General features: G+C 65.3%; 16 protein-coding genes. 9 read left to right on the top strand and 7 right to left on the bottom strand.

The window, feature by feature from the left end; genetic code table 11:
- Positions 1-6 precede the first annotated feature (6 nt).
- Positions 7-906 carry a LysR substrate-binding domain-containing protein gene (locus HL671_RS28120; protein ID WP_041750502.1) on the bottom strand — a complete coding sequence of 300 codons (900 nt, stop codon included), beginning with the start codon at positions 904-906 and terminating at the stop codon, positions 7-9.
- A 381-nt stretch (positions 907-1,287) separates the two neighbouring features.
- Positions 1,288-2,184: a GNAT family N-acetyltransferase gene (locus tag HL671_RS28115; protein WP_172240761.1), complete on the bottom strand. Its 897-nt coding sequence runs from the start codon at positions 2,182-2,184 to the stop codon at positions 1,288-1,290.
- A 205-nt stretch (positions 2,185-2,389) separates the two neighbouring features.
- On the opposite strand from HL671_RS28115, the gene HL671_RS28110 reads away from it, so the two are divergent.
- Complete coding sequence (locus HL671_RS28110) at positions 2,390-3,313, top strand: 2-hydroxyacid dehydrogenase (RefSeq protein ID WP_012042140.1); 924 nt, start codon at positions 2,390-2,392, stop codon at positions 3,311-3,313.
- 21 nt (positions 3,314-3,334) lie between these two features.
- On the opposite strand, the gene HL671_RS28105 is transcribed toward HL671_RS28110, so the two are convergent.
- Together HL671_RS28105 and HL671_RS28100 are read right to left on the bottom strand one after the other, a co-directional pair.
- Positions 3,335-4,609: an NAD(P)/FAD-dependent oxidoreductase gene (locus HL671_RS28105; protein ID WP_172240758.1), complete on the bottom strand. Its 1,275-nt coding sequence runs from the start codon at positions 4,607-4,609 to the stop codon at positions 3,335-3,337.
- A gap of 13 nt (positions 4,610-4,622) precedes the next feature.
- A complete protein-coding gene (locus tag HL671_RS28100) occupies positions 4,623-5,291 on the bottom strand; it encodes a haloacid dehalogenase type II (RefSeq protein ID WP_172240755.1) in 669 nt (222 codons plus the stop codon).
- Between the two features lie 167 nt (positions 5,292-5,458).
- On the opposite strand from HL671_RS28100, the gene HL671_RS28095 reads away from it, so the two are divergent.
- The 7 genes from HL671_RS28095 to HL671_RS28065 all read left to right on the top strand — a co-directional run bounded on the left by HL671_RS28095 (position 5,459) and on the right by HL671_RS28065 (position 13,769).
- Positions 5,459-6,301 (top strand): GNAT family N-acetyltransferase, encoded by an 843-nt coding sequence (locus tag HL671_RS28095; RefSeq protein ID WP_172240752.1) that lies wholly within the window; start codon positions 5,459-5,461, stop codon positions 6,299-6,301.
- A gap of 13 nt (positions 6,302-6,314) precedes the next feature.
- A complete protein-coding gene (locus HL671_RS28090; RefSeq protein ID WP_172240749.1) occupies positions 6,315-7,691 on the top strand; it encodes an aspartate aminotransferase family protein in 1,377 nt (458 codons plus the stop codon).
- Between the two features lie 157 nt (positions 7,692-7,848).
- Positions 7,849-8,568, top strand: a complete 720-nt coding sequence (locus HL671_RS28085) for an HAD-IA family hydrolase (protein WP_172240746.1) — start codon at positions 7,849-7,851, stop codon at positions 8,566-8,568.
- 51 nt (positions 8,569-8,619) lie between these two features.
- Positions 8,620-10,227, top strand: coding sequence for an ABC transporter substrate-binding protein (locus HL671_RS28080; protein ID WP_172240744.1), 1,608 nt, complete (start codon positions 8,620-8,622; stop codon positions 10,225-10,227).
- Between the two features lie 81 nt (positions 10,228-10,308).
- Positions 10,309-11,259, top strand: a complete 951-nt coding sequence (locus tag HL671_RS28075) for an ABC transporter permease (RefSeq protein ID WP_012042147.1) — start codon at positions 10,309-10,311, stop codon at positions 11,257-11,259.
- Positions 11,256-12,110 (top strand): ABC transporter permease, encoded by an 855-nt coding sequence (locus HL671_RS28070; RefSeq protein WP_012042148.1) that lies wholly within the window; start codon positions 11,256-11,258, stop codon positions 12,108-12,110. Before HL671_RS28075 ends, HL671_RS28070 begins: the two co-directional genes overlap by 4 nt.
- Positions 12,111-13,769 (top strand): ABC transporter ATP-binding protein, encoded by a 1,659-nt coding sequence (locus HL671_RS28065; RefSeq protein WP_172240741.1) that lies wholly within the window; start codon positions 12,111-12,113, stop codon positions 13,767-13,769.
- Positions 13,770-13,777: 8 nt separating this feature from the next.
- Here the strand turns inward: HL671_RS28065 and HL671_RS28060 are convergent, their stop codons facing one another.
- Complete coding sequence (locus HL671_RS28060) at positions 13,778-14,254, bottom strand: Lrp/AsnC family transcriptional regulator (RefSeq protein WP_041750504.1); 477 nt, start codon at positions 14,252-14,254, stop codon at positions 13,778-13,780.
- Between the two features lie 240 nt (positions 14,255-14,494).
- Here HL671_RS28060 and HL671_RS28055 point away from each other — a divergent pair, with 240 nt between their 5' ends.
- Positions 14,495-15,820, top strand: coding sequence for an NAD(P)/FAD-dependent oxidoreductase (locus tag HL671_RS28055; RefSeq protein ID WP_172240738.1), 1,326 nt, complete (start codon positions 14,495-14,497; stop codon positions 15,818-15,820).
- 122 nt (positions 15,821-15,942) lie between these two features.
- On the opposite strand, the gene HL671_RS28050 is transcribed toward HL671_RS28055, so the two are convergent.
- Both HL671_RS28050 and HL671_RS28045 read right to left on the bottom strand, forming a co-directional pair.
- Entirely contained in the window at positions 15,943-17,322 is a 1,380-nt protein-coding gene (locus HL671_RS28050) for an aspartate aminotransferase family protein (RefSeq protein ID WP_172240735.1), read from the bottom strand.
- 205 nt (positions 17,323-17,527) lie between these two features.
- Complete coding sequence (locus HL671_RS28045; protein WP_244424391.1) at positions 17,528-18,595, bottom strand: LysR family transcriptional regulator; 1,068 nt, start codon at positions 18,593-18,595, stop codon at positions 17,528-17,530.
- Positions 18,596-18,661 lie beyond the last annotated feature (66 nt).

Here is an 18,661-nt window from a genome sequence, read left to right as displayed (position 1 = left end):
ATGCGCTCAGCCCATATCGATAGGGACCCCGGTCTCGCCGAGCTGATCGCCGAGGCGCAGATAATGCGCGAGGTAATCGTGCAGCGCGGTGGCCGCCTTCGAGGTGGCGCCGCTCGACTTGTACAGCAGCAGCTCGACCTGCGGCAGCGCGGGAAGTCCGTCGGCGGGGCCGAGCTCGCGCATGCCCGCGACCAGCGCGCTGCGGCCGAGCACGGTCACCGCCATTCCGGCGAACGCCGCGGCCTGCAGGCCGCCGACGCTCTCGCTCTGACAGGCGATGCGCCAACGCAAATTTGCGGCCTCCAGCGCCGCGATCGCGTGGTCGCGATAGATGTTGCCCTGGGGAAGCAGCGCCAGCGGGATCGGCCGCTCTTGATGGGCCGCCGACTGTTCCCCGGTCATCCACACCAGCTGCTCCCGCCTTACGACCTGGCCGCCGGTGAAATCATTCATGCGCGTGACCAGTGCGATATCGACCTCGCTGCGCTTCACCAGCTCCACCAGCGGCGTCGACAGCGCGCAGTTCAGCTCGACCTGGATGCGCGGAAAGGATTTGCGGAAGACGCTGAGGATCGACGGGAGGATGAAGGCCGCGTAGAGGTCGGGCGTGCCGAGCACGACTTGGCCCTCGATCTCCTGCGATGCCAGCTGCGAGATCAGCTCGTCATGCAGCCGCAGGATGGAACGGGCGTAGGTCAGCACGATGCCGCCGTCCTCGGTCAGCGCCAGCCGTCGCCCGCCATGGACGAACAGCTGCTTGCCCGTGAGCTCCTCGAGACGCTGGAGCTGCAAGGTGATCGCCGGCTGGGTGCGTCCCAGCCGCCGCGCGGTTTCAGTGATGCTGCCGGTCTCGACGACGGAGATCAGCGACCGGAGCATGCGAATGTCGAGGCTGATGAGGTTCATTCTTGATCCATACCGTGTCTCATGCAAATTTTATGCAACGACGATGTCGCAGCGTCGGCCAGGCGTTGCGCGGCTATGGTTCGGGTCGGAGCGCGCCCATCCGCTACCGAAAACTCGACGAGTCCTGTCCGTTAGGCGGCATCGCGCTGCGAATCTGGAATCCGATCAGAAATTCAATCGTGAGTTTCCAATTCAGGTTCGAACGCGTCAGCGTCGAACGCTCCGGGCCGGGGAGCGTGTGCGCTTTGCGGGCCCAGCTCGCACCTTGTGATCTCGTTCCAGTCACGCGTCTTGCGGCCGCCGAGGACAATTGAAGCTGAGCGTTCGGCGCGCATCTTGGCGCAAGCTGTGGCTTCCGGACAAGATTCGCGCGCAGGCCTTCTAGCCAAACGCCTGGCTGATCACGGCATAGCTGCTCGGCGCACCAGCGGCGCGCAACCCGGTGTCGTTGGCGTCGGTCCGCAACGACATCGTCGTCACCGTGTCATGCAGTGCGAGGCCTGCGGCGGCGATGAAGGCGCGGAATACGTTGCCCTCGCTGTGAGTATCGATCCGCAGGAACTGCCGCGCATGGGCCGCAATGTGGGGCGCGACCACCGCAATCGCATCCCTGTCGGACGCGGCGACGACCGGGCCGATGACGTGGCCGCGTCCAAACCGTCGGCACAGGGCGAAGGCGGCGAGCCGTCCGGATCGAAGCAGCCCGTAGCCGGTCGATTGCTGAAACAGCGCAGTGATCAGCTTGGTTCTCGGCGCGCCATAGGCGCGCGCGTCGGCCGCGATGACCGCGGACAGCTCGATCTCGCTCAGCGGTCGGACGCCATCGCTGTTCACCGCGGCGGCGGCCGCGCCGTTTGCCCGTCCCTGACACTGGTACAACGTCGTCTCTGGCTTGAAGTCGAGAGACCTGTACAGGCGGTCGGCCGCATGTGTCGCGTTGAGCCGCAGGGCACGTTCGCCGCACGCGGCGATCACCCGCGTCATCAGCCAGTTGCCGGTGCCGAGCGCCTGAAGTCGTGGTGAGGTAATCACCATGCCGACGGCTGCAAACGCCTCGGTGTAGGGAAACCACATCGCCGATCCGCAAACGCGGCCGATCTCGTCGAGCGCCACGAAGCCGTGTCCCTGGTCGAGCATGAACTGCCAATCCGCGGCGCGATGCGGCCAGCGGACCGAGATCGAGAGCGCCAACAACTGCGCAACGTCAACGGTGTCGATGTCGGCGAGGCGCATCTCGAAGACATCGACCGCCCGAGACTCGACGCCGGGATCATCCATTCTCATCTTCCCTGTCGGTCGCGCCAGTACCATTGATGCCGGCGCCGAACGTCTGGTTCAGTATTTTTCGGACAGATCGGCGCAACATTCCACTCGATCCTTGCTCGTATTCGGCATGGAATACGTGCCTGGCGCCGTTAGCATGGCGGATGCGGGCGGAAGGCGGATCACAGCGATCTGGCCGGCCTGCCTGGGAACGACAGTGATGACCTTCCTGTTCAACTCGGATGCCCGTCGCGGCGCGGTGTTTCGCGAGGTGCTGGCGCGCGAGCTTCCGGATCTCCCGTTCGTACTTGACCCGGCCAACGTCGCTCCCGATGACGTCCGCTACATGATCACCTGGCTGGTGCCGCCAGACCTCGATCTTTATCGCAATCTTGAGATCCTGTTCTCGATCGGCGCAGGCATCGATCAGTTCAGCGCCGCTTCGATTCCCGCGCAGGTGAAGATCGTCCGCATGGTGGAGGACGGCATCATCAGGATGATGCAGGAATACGTCACGCTGGCCGTGCTGGCGCTGCATCGGAACTGGCCGGTCTATCACGACCAGCAGCGACAGCAGCTTTGGCGCGCGGTCACGCAGCCGCAGGCGCAGGAACGTCGCGTCGGCGTGCTGGGCCTGGGCCTGCTGGGCCAGGCCGTGCTGGAGCGGCTCAAGCCGTTCGGCTTTCCGTTGTCGGGCTGGAGCCGCAGCCCGCACGCGATCGACGGTGTCACCACGCATCATGGCGCCGATGGTCTCGAGCGGCTGCTGGCGACGACCGACATCCTGATCTGTCTGCTGCCGCTGACGGACGAGACGCGTGGCCTGATGAACGCAGAGCTCTTTGCCAAGTTGCCGCGCGGCGCTGCGCTGGTGCAGACGGGGCGCGGCGCGCAGCTCGACCAGACGGCGCTGCTCGCTGCGCTGGACAGCGGACATTTGTCGGGCGCCGTGCTCGACGTGACCGAGCCGGAGCCGCTGCCGGCGGATCATCCGCTGTGGCGGCATCCGCGGGTCTTGATTACGCCGCATGTCGCCAGCGTCACGCAGCCGGAATCGGCCGCGCGCGCCGTGGCCGAGAACATCAAGCGGCATCGCGCCGGGCTCGATCCGGTCGGTCTCGTCGACCGCAGCCGCGGCTACTGAGGACCGGCGCGCCGCCACGGCTCAGCGGATCCAGTCCAGGGTCTTGTAGTAGGCGCCGACGAACGGCAGGAACCATGGCTTGCCGAAATGACCGGGCACGACCGGCCAGGGCGCATGTTTCATCGGGTTCTTGTCGGGCCGGCCGAGCATCGCATCGGCCATGATGGTGCCGAGATGGGTCGAGAGCTGCGCGCCATGGCCCGAATAGCCCATCGCGTACCACAGCCCGCCCTCGCGGCCAGCGCGCGGATAGCGATCGGCGGTCATGTCGACGAGGCCGCCCCAACAATATTCGATGTCGATGCCTGCAAGCTGCGGGAACATCCGTTCCATCGCGGCCCGCAGGATGGTGCCGCTCTTGGCGTCCGACCGCTGGTCGGATGTCGCGGAGAAGCGCGCGCGGCCGCCGAAGATCAGGCGATTGTCCGGCGACAGGCGGAAGTAGTTGCCGATGTTCATCGAGTTGACATAGGTGCGGTTGCCCGGGAGCACCGACGCCGCCTCGGCCGCCGTCAGCGGCCGGGTCGCGATGATGAAACTGCCGACGGCAATGATGCGGCGGCGGAAATAGCCGAAGGCCGACGGCGTGTAGGCGCCGGTGGCCAGCAGCACCTGCTCGGCGCGCAGCGTTCCCTTGGCCGTGGTCAGGCGATACCCTTTGGCCTCCTGTACCTGCTCGGTCACCGCGGCCTGTTCGACGATGATGGCGCCGCGGCGGTTGGCCGCCGTGGCGAGGCCGGCTGCGAAGCGGCCCATATGCATCATCGCGCTCTTCTTGAAGAGCATGCCGCCATGGAATGGTGAGCCGATCTCGGCTTTCAGATCGGTGGCCGAGAGCAGCTTCGTCTCCGGATCGACCTCGCGGTTGATGGCTTCGAAGTTCCTCGCGATCCCTTCGAAATGTCCGGGCTTCGAGGCGAGCTTGAGCTTGCCGCAGCGGCGGAAATCGCAGGCGATGTTCTCCTCCGCGATCAGGCGCTCCAGCGTATCGATCGAGTCGTCGAACGCCTTGTAGAGCGCGATGGCGCGCTCGGCGCCAAGTTCGGCTTTCGCGGCGAGGAAGCTGTGTGCCAGCCCATTGTTGAGATGGCCGCCATTGCGCCCCGATGCGCCCGAGCCGACCTGGTCGGCTTCGAGCACGATGACCTTGGCGCCGGCCTTGGCGAGTTGCAGCGCCGCGCCGAGTCCGGTGAAGCCGCCGCCGATGATGGCGACGTCGTAGTGCCCCTCCACGGGCCCGGTGTGGCCGCCGGCAAACGCGGCCGCAGTGTCGCGCCAGTAGGAGACATATTTCATTGCAGCACTCTGCTTAGAGACCGAATACGCCGGGCAGGCCGGAAATGTCCTTGATTTCGGTGTAGCCGTAATAGGGATTGGCCGGCTCGTGACCGCGGTTGACCCAGACCTTGCTCTTGATGCCGAGATCGTGCGCCGTCATCAGGTCGTAGCGGAACGAGGACGAGCAATGCGTGATGTCCTCGGGGCCGCAGCCGAGCATGTCGAACATGTATTCGAAGGCCCGCATCCGCGGCTTGTAGGCCTGCGCCTGCTCGGCGGTGAAGACGGCATGGAACGGCGCGCCGAGCTTGACGACGTTGGAGGGAATCTGCGCCGTCATGGCATTGGAGAGAATGACCAGCGGGATGTGCTTGGCCACCTTGGCGAGGCCCACCGGCACGTCGGGATGCGGTCCCCAGGTCGGGACGCGCTGATAGACCGTCTCGCCGTCCTGGGGCTTGTAGGGGATGCCGATCTTGCGGCAGCTGCGCGCCAGCGCGTTGCTGACGACCTCGGCATAAGGCTTCCAGGCGCCCAGGATCTCGTCGAGCCGATACGCAGCGAAGACGCGGATGAACTCGGTCATCGCAGGCTCGGAGAGGATTGCACCGTAGAGATCGCGCGCGGCCTCGGCCATCTCGAAATTGGTGAGCGTGCCGTAGCAGTCGAAGGTCACATATTTGGGGCGGAAGCTGCTCATGGATCCTCATGCCAGTCATCGTCTCGGCGTCCAATGATAGGCCGGCGCGCCAGCATAAGATGCGGCTTTGCCCCGGTTCTGCGGCGGAAGATGTTGTGGTCGTCATCGCCTTCAGCCGATCTGCCGGGTCTCGCTCGCCCAGACTCCTGTGGAAATGGGAGCATGACATGATGTCCGACGCCGTGAGCTTCGTCGCTTTCAGCCCGGATCACCTGGACGCTGCGACGCGGCTGTCGCGGCAGGCCGGCTGGCCGCATCGTCGCGAGGATTGGCAGATGGCGCTTGCGCTGAGCAAAGGTCGCGTGGCCGTCGCGGCTGACGCGCGCGTGATCGGCACCGCGCTGATGACGCCCTATGGCAGCGAGGCCGGCACCATCAACATGGTGATCGTCGACGAGGCCGAGCGCGGGCAGGGGCTCGGCCGGCAGCTGATGCGGGAGGTGCTGACGCTCGCGGGCGACCGGCGGCTGCAGCTCGTCGCGACCGCGGATGGCCTGCCGCTGTATGAGAAGCTCGGCTTCGCCAGAACCACCGAGATCGTGCAGCATCAGGGACAGCTCACGCAGGCTGTCACGCGGTCCGATGCCGTGCGGGCGGCCACGGCAGACGATATCACCGCCATCACCGCCATCGACGCCGCGGCTTTTGGCGCAGAGCGCAGCGATCTGGTCGCCCATCTCGCATCGGTCGGCGAATTCGCGGTGCTTGAACGACAGGCGCAGGCGGCCGGCTTCGCAGCGCTGCGTCGCTTTGGTCGCGGCCTCGTGATCGGCCCGGTCGTCGCCTTCGATCTCGATGATGCCAAGGCGCTGGTCGGGCATTTTCTCGCCGGACGGGAGAACGAATTCATTCGTGTCGACACCGGGATCGAGACCGGCCTCGCGCCATGGCTGATGAGCCTTGGCCTCGCGCATGTCGGCGGCGGCATCGTCATGCACCGTCCTGCCGCGAACGACAGCACGCCCCAGCCTCCGACATCCTTTGCATTGGCCAGCCAGGCGTTCGGCTGAACCGGAGATCGTCATGCTCAGCAACTCGCTCATCGAACTCGACCGCGCCCATCTGGTGCATCCGGTTGCGTCCTATCGCTGCCACGAGGCCTCCGGCGCGCGCGTCCTGACATCGGCCAAGGGCGCCGTCGTCACCGATGCCTCCGGCCATCAGCTGGTCGACGGCTTCGCTGGCCTGTGGTGCGTCAATGCCGGCTATGGTCACGAGAGCATCGTCGAGGCGGCCGCCAAGCAGATGCGCGAGCTGCCTTACGCCACCGGCTATTTCAGCCTCGCCTCGGAGCCTGCCATCCGCCTCGCGGCGGCGCTGGCCGAGCGTGCGCCCGGCGATCTCAACCACGTCTACTTCACGCTCGGCGGCTCGGATGCCGTCGACAGCACGGTGCGCTTCATCCACAATTACTGGCACGTGAAGGGCCAGCCGCAGCGCGACCAGTTCATCACCCTGCAGCAGGGCTATCACGGCTCCTCGACGGTCGGCGCGGGACTGACGGCGCTGCCCGCATTCCACGCCAATTTCGGCGTGCCGCTCAATTGGCAGCACAAGATTCCCTCGCACTACGCGTATCGCAATCCGGTCGGCAGCAATGCCGATGCGATCATTGCGGCTTCGCTCGCCGCGCTCGACGCCAAGATCGCCGAACTCGGCGGGCCTGAGCGGGTGGCGGCGTTCTATGCTGAGCCGATCCAGGGCTCCGGCGGCGTGCTGGTGCCGCCCGACGGCTGGATGAAGGCGATGCGCGCGCGCTGCCGGCAGCACGGCATCCTGTTCGTCGCCGACGAGGTGATCACCGGCTTCGGCCGTACCGGACCCTTGTTCGCCTGCACCGATGACGAGGTCGTCCCGGACCTCATGACCGTGGCCAAGGGCCTGACCTCCGGCTACGTCCCGATGGGCGCGGTGCTGATGTCCGATCATGTCTATGGCGTGATCGCCGATGGGGCAGGGGCGGCGGCCGTGGGGCACGGCTATACCTATTCGGCCCATCCGGTGAGTGCGGCCGTCGGCCTTGCCGTGCTCGATCTGTATGAGAGCGGCCTGTTGGAGAATGGCCGGCGTGCCGGTGCGCGGCTGATGGCGGGCCTGCGCGCGATGCAGGATCATCCGCTGGTCGGCGAGGTCCGCGGCCGCGGCCTCCTGGCCGCGATCGAACTTGTGGTCGACAAGGAGAAGAAGACGCCCTTGCCGGCCAGCGCCGAGCCGTCGCGCCGAATCTTCGATCGCGCCTGGGCCAATGGGCTCGTCATTCGCGCGTTTCCGACCGGGGTGCTCGGCTACGCGCCGCCGCTGTGCTGCAGCGAGTCCGATATCGATGCCATCATCGCGCGGACCGCGCGAACGCTCGACCAGACCCTGGCCGACCCGGACGTCCGCCAAGCCATGCCATGAAACCGGGCACCGGCAGACCGCGGCCTGTGCAGCAGCGCCGATATGTCGGCGCCCGCTCCTATTCGCAATTTTGTGCCGTGGGGTCCCCGCAATTCGGAAGTTTTCGCCGGAACCCAGCCTCACACTGGGACCGCCACAAAGAACACCGCACACCAGGATGAGCACGATGGACCTCGCCCAATTCAGGTATCTGACCTTCGATGTGGTCGGCACGCTGATCGACTTCGAAGGCGGGATCGTCACCAGCCTCGGCGACATCGCGGCGGAATCCAGCAAGGTCATCGATGGTGAGCAGGCGCTCAGCCTGTACCGCGCTGCACGCTACGCCGCCGACGCGGATCGTTTCCCGGATGATCTCGTGCGCGTCTATGACGTCATTGCACCGCAACTCGGTCTGCCCAGACAGACCACGCTCGGCGAGCGCTTCCGCGATTCGGCCGCGCGCTGGAAGGCGTTTCCCGACAGCGCCGCGGCCATGGCCCGCCTCGCCAGTCGCTACAAGCTCATCGCAATGACCAATGCGCGGCGTTGGGCGCTGGATCATTTCGAGCGCGAGCTGGGTTCGCCGTTCTACGCGACCTTTACGGTCGACGACACCGGGACGGAGAAGCCGGATCCCGCCTTCTTCACCCAGGTATTCGACTTCGTCGCACGCGACGGCGGCACCACCTCGCAGATCCTGCATGTCGCGCAGAGCCAGTATCACGACATCGGCATCTCCCGGCAGCTCGGCATCACCAATTGCTGGATCGAGCGGCGTCACGACAAGCAGGGCTATGGCGGCACCATCGCGCCCGCGTCCTTCACGAAGCCGGATTTTCATTTCCATTCGATGGCCGAACTGGCCGACGCGGTGGACCACGTGCCTGCGACATGACGAACTGCTGACGATTTCATTCTGCCGGATCGCAAACAGGGGACGGATGACATGAGCAACGGGATCACCAACTGGACTTCGCGTGACGATGTGCTGGTCGAGGCGGCGATCCGGCGCGGCGCGTCGCGCCGGGATCTCCTGAAGATGATGTTCGCCAACGGTGTCGCGCTCGCTGCAGGCAGCACCATCCTCGGCCGCGCCGAGCGCGCTGACGCGGCGACGGCGAAGAAGGGCGGGGCGATCAAGGCGGCGGGCTGGTCGACCTCGACCGCCGACACGCTCGATCCGGCCAAGGCGTCGTTCTCGACCGACTATGTCCGCTGCTGCTCGTTCTACAACCGGCTGACGACACTCGACAAGAACGGCGCGGCGCAGATGGAGCTCGCTGAAGCCGTGGAGTCGACGGATGCGCAGACCTGGACGGTCAAGCTCAAGAAGGGCGTCACCTTCCACGACGGCAAGCCGTTGACGGCTGACGACGTCGTGTTCTCGCTGAAGCGGCACCTCGACAAGGCGACCGGCTCCAAGGTGGCCAAGATCGCGGCGCAGATGACCGGCTTCAAGGCGGTCGACAAGACCACCGTCGAGATCAGCTTGGCGAGTCCGAACGCTGACCTGCCGATGATCCTCGCGCTGCATCACTTCATGATCGTGGCCGACGGCACCACCGACTTCTCCAAGGCGAACGGTACCGGCGCCTTCGTCCGCGAGCTCTTCGAACCCGGCGTGCGCTCGATTGGCGTGCGCAACAAGAACTATTTCAAGGACGGTCCCTATCTCGACCAGATCGAGTTCATCGCGATCACGGAAGAGAATGCGCGCGTCAACGCGCTGCTCTCCGGCGATATTCAGCTCGCGGCCAGCATCAATCCGCGCTCGCTCCGCCTGATCGAGGGCAAGGAGGGGATCGCGCTGTCGAAATCGACGACCGGCAACTACACCGATCTCAACATGCGGCTCGATATGGCCCCGGGCAACAAGAAAGATTTCATCGATGGCATGAAGCACATCGTCAACCGCGAGCAGATCGTCAAATCGGTCCTGCGCGGCTTCGGGGTCGTCGGCAACGACCAGCCGGTCTCGCCGGCCAACTTCTTCCACAATCCCGACCTCAAGCCGAAGCCGTTCGATCCGGACAAGGCGAAATTCCTGTTCCAGAAGGCCGGCGTGCTCGGTACGCCGATCCCGGTGGTCGCATCGGAAGCTGCGAACTCCGCGATCGAGATGGCGATGGTGATCCAGGCCTCGGCCGCGGCGGTCGGACTGACGCTCGACGTGCAGCGCGTTCCGTCGGACGGCTATTGGGACAATTACTGGCTGAAGGCCCCGGTCCATTTCGGCAACATCAATCCGCGGCCGACGCCTGACATCCTGTTTTCGCTGCTCTACGCCTCCGAGGCGCCTTGGAACGAGAGCCGCTACAAGTCCGAGACGTTCGACAAGATGATGCTCGAGGCGCGCGGGATGCTTGACCAGGCCAAGCGCAAGCAGATGTATGCCGAGATGCAGGTCAAGATCGCGGAGGAGGCGGGCACCATCATTCCGGCCTATATCTCCAATATTGATGCCACCTCGTCCAAGCTGAAGGGCTTGGAGCCGAGCCCGCTCGGCGGCATGATGGGATATGCCTTTGCTGAATATGTCTGGCTCGATTCGTGAATGTCAGAGACGCTGGCCGCCGGGGTTGAGGCCGGTGTCCAACTGACCAACATCCTCTGATCAGGCTCACGGACGCCCAGTGTGAAACATCGGATCGTCTCCCTCGTCCTTGCCCGGCTGGCCATCGCGCTGGTCACCGCGATCATTGTTTCATTCGCCGTGTTCTTCGCCACCGCGATGCTGCCGGGCGACACCGCGACCATCCTGCTCGGCCAGGCCGCGACCCCGGAGGCCGTCGAAGGCCTGCGCAAGGCGATGCACCTCGACGATCCCGCGATCTTCCGCTTCCTGCGCTGGCTCGCCGGCGTGGTGCATGGTGACCTCGGCGTCTCCTATGCCAACAACATGCCGGTCGCCAAGCTGATATCAGGACGGCTCGTCAACACCCTCAAGCTCGCCGGCCTCACAGCGGTCATCTCGGTGCCGCTGGCGCTGACGCTCGGCATCACCGCGGCGATGCTGCGCAACACGCTGTATGACCGCTGCCTCACCATCGCGATCATCGGCGTGGTTTCTGTTCCGGAGTTCATGATCGCGACGCTCGCAGTGCTGCTGTTTGCGGTCTATCTCAACTGGCTGCCGGCGGTGTCCTTCACCAGCGAGATCCGCACCGTCTATGATTTCGCGCGCGCTTACGCGATGCCGGTCGTCACGCTCACCGTCGTGATCTCGGCGCAGATGATCCGGATGAGCCGGGCGGCCGTGGTCGAGACGCTGAACACGCCCTATGTCGAGATGGCGCTGCTGAAGGGCGCCTCGCGCGGCCGGCTCGTCTTTCACCACGCGCTCCCCAATGCGCTCGGTCCGATCGTGAATGCGGTGGCGCTGTCATTGTCCTATCTCCTTGGTGGCGTCATCATCGTCGAGACCGTCTTCAACTATCCTGGCATCGCCAAGCTGATGGTCGACGCGGTGTCGACCCGCGATCTGCCGCTGATCCAGAGCTGCGCCATCATCTTCTGCTTCGGCTATCTGTTCCTGACGACCACGGCCGACATCATCGCCATCCTCTCCAATCCGAGGCTGCGATGACCAGCGTCGCGAAATCCGCTCCGCGCCATCAGCGATTTGGCTACCGCATCAATGCGGTCGGCGTGGCGGGGGCGCTGGTCGTGGGATTCTGGATCGTGGTGGCGCTCGCCGCGCCCGCGATCGTTCCGCATCCGATCGGCGACATCGTCGACACCGACTATTTCGGCCCGATCAGCCGCGAACTCTGGCTCGGCTCCGACTATCTCGGCCGTGACATGACCTCGCGCATCCTGATGGGCGCCAGATATACGCTCGGCATTTCGATTGCCTCCGTCATCATCGCCGGCGTGTCGGGGGTCATGCTCGGCATGATTGCGGCGATCACCGGCGGCGTCGTCGATATGGTGCTGAGCCGGTTTCTCGATGCGCTGAACTCGATCCCGAGCAAGCTGTTCAGCCTCGTCGTTGTCGCTGCGGTGGGATCGTCGATTCCCGTTCTCATCGTGACGATGGCGGTGATCTACATCCCCGGGGCCTTCCGCTTCGCCCGCGCGCTCGCCGTCAATATCAACACCATGGATTTCGTCGTGGTGGCCCGCATCCGCGGCGAGAGCCTGTTCTATCTGATCCGTGCGGAGATCCTGCCCAACATCATCGGTCCCGTGCTGGTCGATCTCGGCTTGCGCTTCGTCTTCATCGTGCTGCTGCTGTCGGGGCTGTCCTTCCTCGGCCTCGGCGTCAAGCCGCCCTACGCCGATTGGGGCGCGCTGGTGCGCGAGAACATCGGCGGTTTGCCCTATGCCGCGCCGGCCGTGATTGTCCCGTCGCTGGCGATTGCCAGCCTGACCATCGCGGTCAACCTCCTGATCGACAATCTGCCGACCAAGATCCGCGACCGGGAGAACTCCTAGATGACGAGCCTCGTTGAGATCCGCGAGCTTCGCGTCGAGGCGACCACCGATTCCGGCCGCACCATCGCGATCATCAAGGGCGTCGATCTCGACATCGCCGAGGGCGAGATCGTCGCGCTGATCGGCGAGAGTGGCTCCGGCAAGACGACCATTGCCATGACCCTGATGGGCTATGCGCGCGCGGGCTGCAGGATCGTCGGCGGCACGGTCGCGGTCGACGGCGTCGACATGGTGGCGCTGTCCGAAAAGGACCGGGCCGCGGTACGGGGCGCGAAGATCGCGTATGTGCCGCAGAGCGCGGCCGCGGCGTTCAATCCGGCGATCCGGATCATGGACCAGGTCATCGAGGTCGTGCGCATCCACGGCGTGATGCCGCTGGAGGAGGCGCGCGCCAAGGCGGTGGCGCTGTTCCGCGCGCTGTCGCTGCCCAATCCCGAGATGATCGGCGATCGCTATCCGCATCAGGTGTCCGGCGGCCAGCTGCAGCGGCTGGCGGCGGCCATGGCTTTGATCGCGAATCCCAAACTGCTGATCTTCGACGAGCCGACCACGGCGCTCGATGTGACGACGCAGGTCGAGGTACTCAGAGCTTTCAAATCGGTGATTTCGGCGCACCGCATCGCCGGCATCTATGTCTCGCATGATCTCGCGGTTGTCGCCCAGATCGCCGACCGTATCGTCGTGCTGCGGAACGGCGAGGTGCAGGAATCCGGAGCGACCCGCGATATTCTCGCGCGCGCGCAGCACCCCTATACGCAGCAACTGCTCGCCGCCGTGACGCCGCACCACGCGCCGCGGCCTGCAGTGAGCGGTCCCACCGCGGCCGAGGCGCTGCTCGAGGTTCATGAGGTGTCGGTCGGCTATGGTCCGCTGCGCTCGGACGGCCAGCCTGCGATCGTGGCGGTCGAGAACGTCAGCCTGCGCGTCGCGCGCGGGCGCAATCTCGGCATCATCGGCGAATCCGGCTGCGGCAAGTCGACGCTCGCCCGTGCCATCGCCGGCATCCTGCCGCCTTTCGCCGGCGGCGTCGTGTTCGACGGCCGCGAACTCGGACGCAGCGCGCGTGGCCGCAGCGCGGACCAGCTGCGCCAATTGCAGATCGTGTTCCAGCATGCCGATACGGCGCTCAATCCGGCGCAGACCGTCGAGGACATTCTCGGCCGCCCGCTGACCTTCTATCACGGCATGGCGCGCAAGCCGCGCAGCGCGCGGATCGACCAGCTGCTCGATATGGTGAAGCTGCCGCGGAGCTTGCGGCTGCGGCGTCCGGCCGAGCTCTCGGGCGGCCAGAAGCAGCGGGTCAACTTCGCCCGCGCGCTGGCGGCTGATCCGAAGCTGATCGTCTGCGACGAGATCACCTCGGCGCTCGACACCGTCGTCGCCGCCGCGATCATCGATCTGCTGAAAGAGCTGCAGCGCGAGCTCGATCTCGCTTATGTCTTCATCAGCCACGACCTGTCGGTGGTCGAGGCGATCTGCGACGACATCGTCGTGATGTATCGCGGCCGCAAGATCGAGCAGATCTCGCCCGAGGCCATGGCGCGGCCGGAGCATCCCTATACGCAGCTTCTGCTGTCGTCGGTGCCGAAGCTCGATCCGACATGGCTCGACAATCTGCGCCAGGATCCCGAACAGGTCCGCGCCTACTGCCAGCGCTGACCGCGCACCTACATCTGGAACAGGCTGGTCAGCGGCAGATAGGGCTTGACGATCGGCGACTTCAGCACGACGAAGCTGAAATATTTCTCGATGCCGATGTCCATGTCGGTCAGCCGCTCCATGATGGTCTGATACTCGCCGATCCCCGCCGTGACGAACTTCATCATGTAGTCGTAGCCGCCAGAGACGAGATGACACTCGATCACCTGGTCGATCTTCTCCACCGCGGCGAGAAAGCGCGCGAAGTCGATCTGGCGATGGTTCTTCAGGGTCACTTCGGTGAACACGGTCAGCGTCTGGCCGAGCTTGGAGACGCAGATCTGCGCCGAATAGCCTTCGATATAGCCCTCGGCCTGCAGCTTCTTCACCCGCATCAGGCAGGGGCTCGGCGACAGGTTGACCAGCTCGGCCAGCTCGACATTGGTGACGCGGCCGTTCTTCTGCAGTTCGTGCAGGATCTTGATGTCGATGCGATCGAGCTTCATGAGGCCGGGATCCCGTGTGACGACGCGTGCGGACCCATTACAGCAGAAAATGCTGCCATGGAGCCATCGGAATGTCCGTGAAGCAAGAATGGGGCCGCAATCATTCAAATTATGCAATGCAAAACAATGCACCGGCGGGGCGGTTGTCAGCAGAATCAAATGCCGTCCGGCTGCCCAATCCAGCGCCCGCCGTGCCGGATACCGCTCTAACCTGTCACAGCCGAGAGCCGGAGACCCTGCATGCCCGCACCATTGGTGCACGTCGAAACATCCCCCACGCTGCCTGAGCGTGCAGATGCCGTGGTCATCGGGGGCGGCATCGTCGGCGTGTTCGCCGCCTATTACCTTTCGCGGCGCGGCCTCTCGGTCGCGCTGGTCGAGAAGGGCCGCATCGGCGCCGAGCAGTCCAGCCGCAACTGGGGCTGGTGCCGGCAGCAGAACCGCGACGCGCGCGAGTTGCCGATGGCGACGCTCAGCCTCGATCTGTGGGAACGCTTCGCCGTCGACAGCGGCGAGGCGACCGGCTTCTCGCGCTGTGGCCTGTTCTATCTCAGCAATGACGAAGCGGAGCTCGCCGGCTGGGCGCGCTGGGGCGAGTTTGCCAGGACCGCTGGCGTCACGACGCATATGCTCGATAGTCGCCAGGCCACCGCGCGCGGCGCGGCCACGGGGCGCAGTTGGAAGGGCGGCGTGTTCTCGCCGACCGACGGCACCGCCAGTCCCGCCGATGCTGCGCCCGCCGTGGCGCGCGCGATCCTGAAGCAGGGTGGCTCGGTGCACCAGATGTGCGCCGTGCGCGGCGTCGAGACCAGCGGCGGCCGGCTTTCCGCCGTCGTCACCGAGCGCGGTACGATCCGCACGCCGACCGCGGTGCTTGCGGCCGGCGCCTGGGCCTCATCGTTCTGCCATCAGCTCGGCGTCGCGCTCCCCATTGCCTCGATCCGCGCCTCGGCGCTTGCCTTGTCGCCGTCCGCGGAGCCGCTGCCGCCGGCGCTGCACACCGCTGCGGTTTCGATCACGAGGCGCGGCGATGGCGGCCATACGCTGGCCATCAGCGGCCGCGGCCGCGTCGATCCGACCCTGCAGCAGCTGCGCTTCGCGCAACATTTCCTGCCGATGTTCGCCAAGCGCTGGCGCAGCCTGCTGCCGGGCGGCTTCGAAGGGCTGAGAATGGGGCACGAGACGCTCGGGCGCTGGCGGCTCGACGCGCCGACGCCGATGGAGTCCACGCGCATTCTCGATCCAACGCCGGATCAGGCGACCATCCGCCTCACCCATGACCGTGCCCTGGCGCTGCTGCCGGCGTTGAAACAGAGCAAGGTCACGGCGACCTGGGCGAGCTATATCGACTCCACGCCGGACGGCGTGCCGGTGATCGGCGAATTGGCTGCCATGCCCGGTTTGATCGTGGCCGCGGGCTTCAGCGGCCACGGCTTCGGCATCGGACCCGGTGCCGGTCACCTCATCGCCGACCTCCTCACAGCTGCCACGCCGATCGTCGATCCCAAGCCTTACGCCCCCGGGCGCTTTGCGCGCCATGGGGCGACGAAGGTCGCAGACTTCTGAGGGCCGGATGCCGCGACGCGGCTCGGCCCTCGGCGCTGAATGATTGGGCGTCGAGGACCGCGCTCGAATGAGGGGCGTGCGCCTTCGCCGGCGAAGGGACCAAGGCACACGCAGGCGAGGGGTCAGGCCTCCGGCATGCCGGCGTTGACCCAGTCGGTGATGTCGTCGAGCGTCGCCTTGAAGCGCTTCAGCAGTTCGTCGACCTGCGCGGCGGTGATGATCATCGGCGGACAGATCGCGATGCTGTCGCCGACGTTGCGGATGATCAGGCCGTGCTGATGGGCGCGATCGAAGAACTTCAGTCCGACCTTGCCGACCGGGTCGAAGCGGGCCTTCGTCGCCTTGTCGGCAACCAGCTCGACGGCAGCGATGAGGCCGCGGCCGCGGACCTCGCCGACCAGCGGATGATCGGCAAAACGCGACAGCCCCGCATGCAGGTGCGCACCGACCTCGGCCGCATTGGCGACCAGGTTGCGCTCCTCGATGATCGCCAGGTTCTCCAGCGCGACGGCGGTCGCGACCGGGTGGGCGCTCGCCGTATAGCCGTGGCCGAAGGTGCCGAGCCGGTCGGACTGGTCGGCCATCGCCTGGTACATCTCGTCGCTGATCAGCACCGCGGCGAGCGGCTGGTAGGACGAGGTGATCTGCTTGGAGCAGACCAGGATGTCCGGCCTGATGCCGAACGTGTCGCAGCCGAACAGGGTGCCGAGCCGGCCGAAGCCGTTGATCACCTCGTCGGCGATCACCAGCACATCGTATTTGCGGCAGACCTCCTGGATGCGCTGCCAGTAATTCACCGGCGGAACGATCACGCCGCCGGCGCCCATCAGCGGCTCGCCGATGAAGGCCGCGACCGTATCCGGGCCCTCGCTGAGGATCAGGTCCTCGAGCTCCTTGGCCAGCCGCTCGGTGAACGCCTCCTCGCTCTCGCCGGGCAGGCCGAAGCGGTAGTAATGCGGGCAGGTGAGGTGCTTGGCGAACGGCAGCGGCAGGTCGAAGCCGCGCTGATTGGCCTGCAGGCCGGTGAGGCTGCCGGCGGCGATCGTGATGCCGTGATAGGCGCCCTGGCGGGCGATGAACTTCTTCTTGTCGGTCCGCCCGAGCGCGTTGTTGTAGTACCAGACGAACTTGATGGCGGAATCGTTGGCCTCGCCGCCGGAGCTGGTGAAGAAGACGTGCTTCAGGTTGGCAGGCGCCATCGACACCAGCTTCTCGGCCAGCAGGGTCGAGGGCTCATGCGTCTTGTGCGCGAAGATGTGGTAATAGGGCAGCTTGGCCATCTGGCGTGTCGCAGCTTCGACCAGGCGCTTCTCGCCGAAGCCGACGCCCACGCTCCACAGCCCGGCCAGGCCCTCGATATACTCGCGCCCCTCGTCGTCATAGACATAGATGCCGGAGCCGCGATCGATGACGATCGGACCGACGCGTTCGTGCCGCCTCAGATTGGTCGCGGGATGGATCTGGTGGGCGATATCTTTGCTCTGCAGGGAATTGGTTCGCATGGAGGAGGGGACTTTCTGGTGGCGGAAGAGGGCAGTCTATCGCGAACCGGACGAAAACGATAATCCCATCATGGGTCGGAGGCACTGTCGCCGCGCGGGCTCGGCCCGGTGAACGGCCGAAGCGGCTTCGGCAACTGAGCTGCGCCTGGTCGCTATGACCCGAGCGGTCGGCAATGCTGACCGCGTCGACCAAGTCCGCCGAGGTCTAGGGTGATTGGTGCACGCCGACCGACAGCGTCTTTCGCCACTTCTGTATGAATTTCACAAAGACCTGCAGCGGTACGGGCACTTGGCGCCGGCTTGGGTGAAACAGGAAAATGCCTGGCATCATGTACTCCCAGCCCGGCAGGACATGCACCAATCGCCCTGCTGCCAAATGAGTCTCGACGATCGGTCTCGGCAAATAGGCGATGCCGACGCCGTTCAAGGCCGCCTCCACCAGAAGATCAAGGTCGTTCACGACAAGAGATCCTTCGACGGGGACGTCCATTTTCTGACGACCGTCGCTCAAGGTCCACTGATGGATCGAATTCTCGCCTGGCGATCTGTATTTGAGGCAGTTGTGACGACGTAGATCGCCGGGACTCAAGGGCTCCGGATGCCTCGATAAGTAGTTTGGCGATGCCACGGTCAGCATAGCAAAGTCATCGAGCATGCGCACGATCTTCATGTCTCGTCCCACGCCGCTGCCGACACGAATCCCCGCATCGAAGCGGTGTTTGACGATATCGACGTTGGCGTCGTCCAAAGCGATCTCCAGACGAATGTCCGGATACTCGGCCGAGAACGATCGGATCAATGGCGCCAGCTGTCTCAACCCGAACGGACGAACGACGGTGAGACGCAGAGTCCCGATCGGCTTCTCCCGGAACAGGTTGATGCTTTCAAGCGCCTGACCTACGCCCTCGAGCACCGGCAGGACTTCTGCAAGCAGCCGCTCTCCTGCCTCCGTCAGCGCCACGCTGCGGGTCGTCCGATTGAAGAGCCGGACCCCGAGATCCTCCTCGAGCGATCTGACAGTCTGGCTGATGGTCGGCAACGCCATCCCGAGTTCTCGGGCCGCCTTGGTGAAGCTGAGGCGCTCGGCGACAGCGACGAATGCCGTAAGCTCAGAAAGCTGAACGCGAGCCATTATCTGCAAAACCCAAATTACCCATTTCGTCCGTCCCGCCTTATCAGAACAGCGGCGCGCGCCCAAACTGGCATTTGGATCGAAACTGATCCGAGAAAGAGCAAATGCGAGTTCGTCGGCATCCTGCCCGCGCCTGGCCACCGTCTCGCGGTCGGCGGCCGCTCCCTATATTGGGCGAATTTCTCCAATCACAAGGCAGCCTTTCAC

The organism is Bradyrhizobium denitrificans, assembly GCF_013179005.1.
Lineage (GTDB): Bacteria > Pseudomonadota > Alphaproteobacteria > Rhizobiales > Xanthobacteraceae > Bradyrhizobium > Bradyrhizobium denitrificans.
This window is presented reverse-complemented; position numbering and strand designations above follow the sequence as displayed.

What these genes read in the sequence shown, in the direction of transcription:
- HL671_RS28120 (WP_041750502.1), bottom strand. Translation starts at nt 906, where the DNA reads ATGAACCTCATCAGCCTCGACATTCGCATGCTCCGGTCGCTGATCTCC.
- HL671_RS28115 (WP_172240761.1), bottom strand. Translation starts at nt 2,184, where the DNA reads ATGGATGATCCCGGCGTCGAGTCTCGGGCGGTCGATGTCTTCGAGATG.
- HL671_RS28110 (WP_012042140.1), top strand. Translation starts at nt 2,390, where the DNA reads ATGACCTTCCTGTTCAACTCGGATGCCCGTCGCGGCGCGGTGTTTCGC.
- HL671_RS28105 (WP_172240758.1), bottom strand. Translation starts at nt 4,609, where the DNA reads ATGAAATATGTCTCCTACTGGCGCGACACTGCGGCCGCGTTTGCCGGC.
- HL671_RS28100 (WP_172240755.1), bottom strand. Translation starts at nt 5,291, where the DNA reads ATGAGCAGCTTCCGCCCCAAATATGTGACCTTCGACTGCTACGGCACG.
- HL671_RS28095 (WP_172240752.1), top strand. Translation starts at nt 5,459, where the DNA reads ATGATGTCCGACGCCGTGAGCTTCGTCGCTTTCAGCCCGGATCACCTG.
- HL671_RS28090 (WP_172240749.1), top strand. Translation starts at nt 6,315, where the DNA reads ATGCTCAGCAACTCGCTCATCGAACTCGACCGCGCCCATCTGGTGCAT.
- HL671_RS28085 (WP_172240746.1), top strand. Translation starts at nt 7,849, where the DNA reads ATGAGCACGATGGACCTCGCCCAATTCAGGTATCTGACCTTCGATGTG.
- HL671_RS28080 (WP_172240744.1), top strand. Translation starts at nt 8,620, where the DNA reads ATGAGCAACGGGATCACCAACTGGACTTCGCGTGACGATGTGCTGGTC.
- HL671_RS28070 (WP_012042148.1), top strand. Translation starts at nt 11,256, where the DNA reads ATGACCAGCGTCGCGAAATCCGCTCCGCGCCATCAGCGATTTGGCTAC.
- HL671_RS28065 (WP_172240741.1), top strand. Translation starts at nt 12,111, where the DNA reads ATGACGAGCCTCGTTGAGATCCGCGAGCTTCGCGTCGAGGCGACCACC.
- HL671_RS28060 (WP_041750504.1), bottom strand. Translation starts at nt 14,254, where the DNA reads ATGAAGCTCGATCGCATCGACATCAAGATCCTGCACGAACTGCAGAAG.
- HL671_RS28055 (WP_172240738.1), top strand. Translation starts at nt 14,495, where the DNA reads ATGCCCGCACCATTGGTGCACGTCGAAACATCCCCCACGCTGCCTGAG.
- HL671_RS28050 (WP_172240735.1), bottom strand. Translation starts at nt 17,322, where the DNA reads ATGCGAACCAATTCCCTGCAGAGCAAAGATATCGCCCACCAGATCCAT.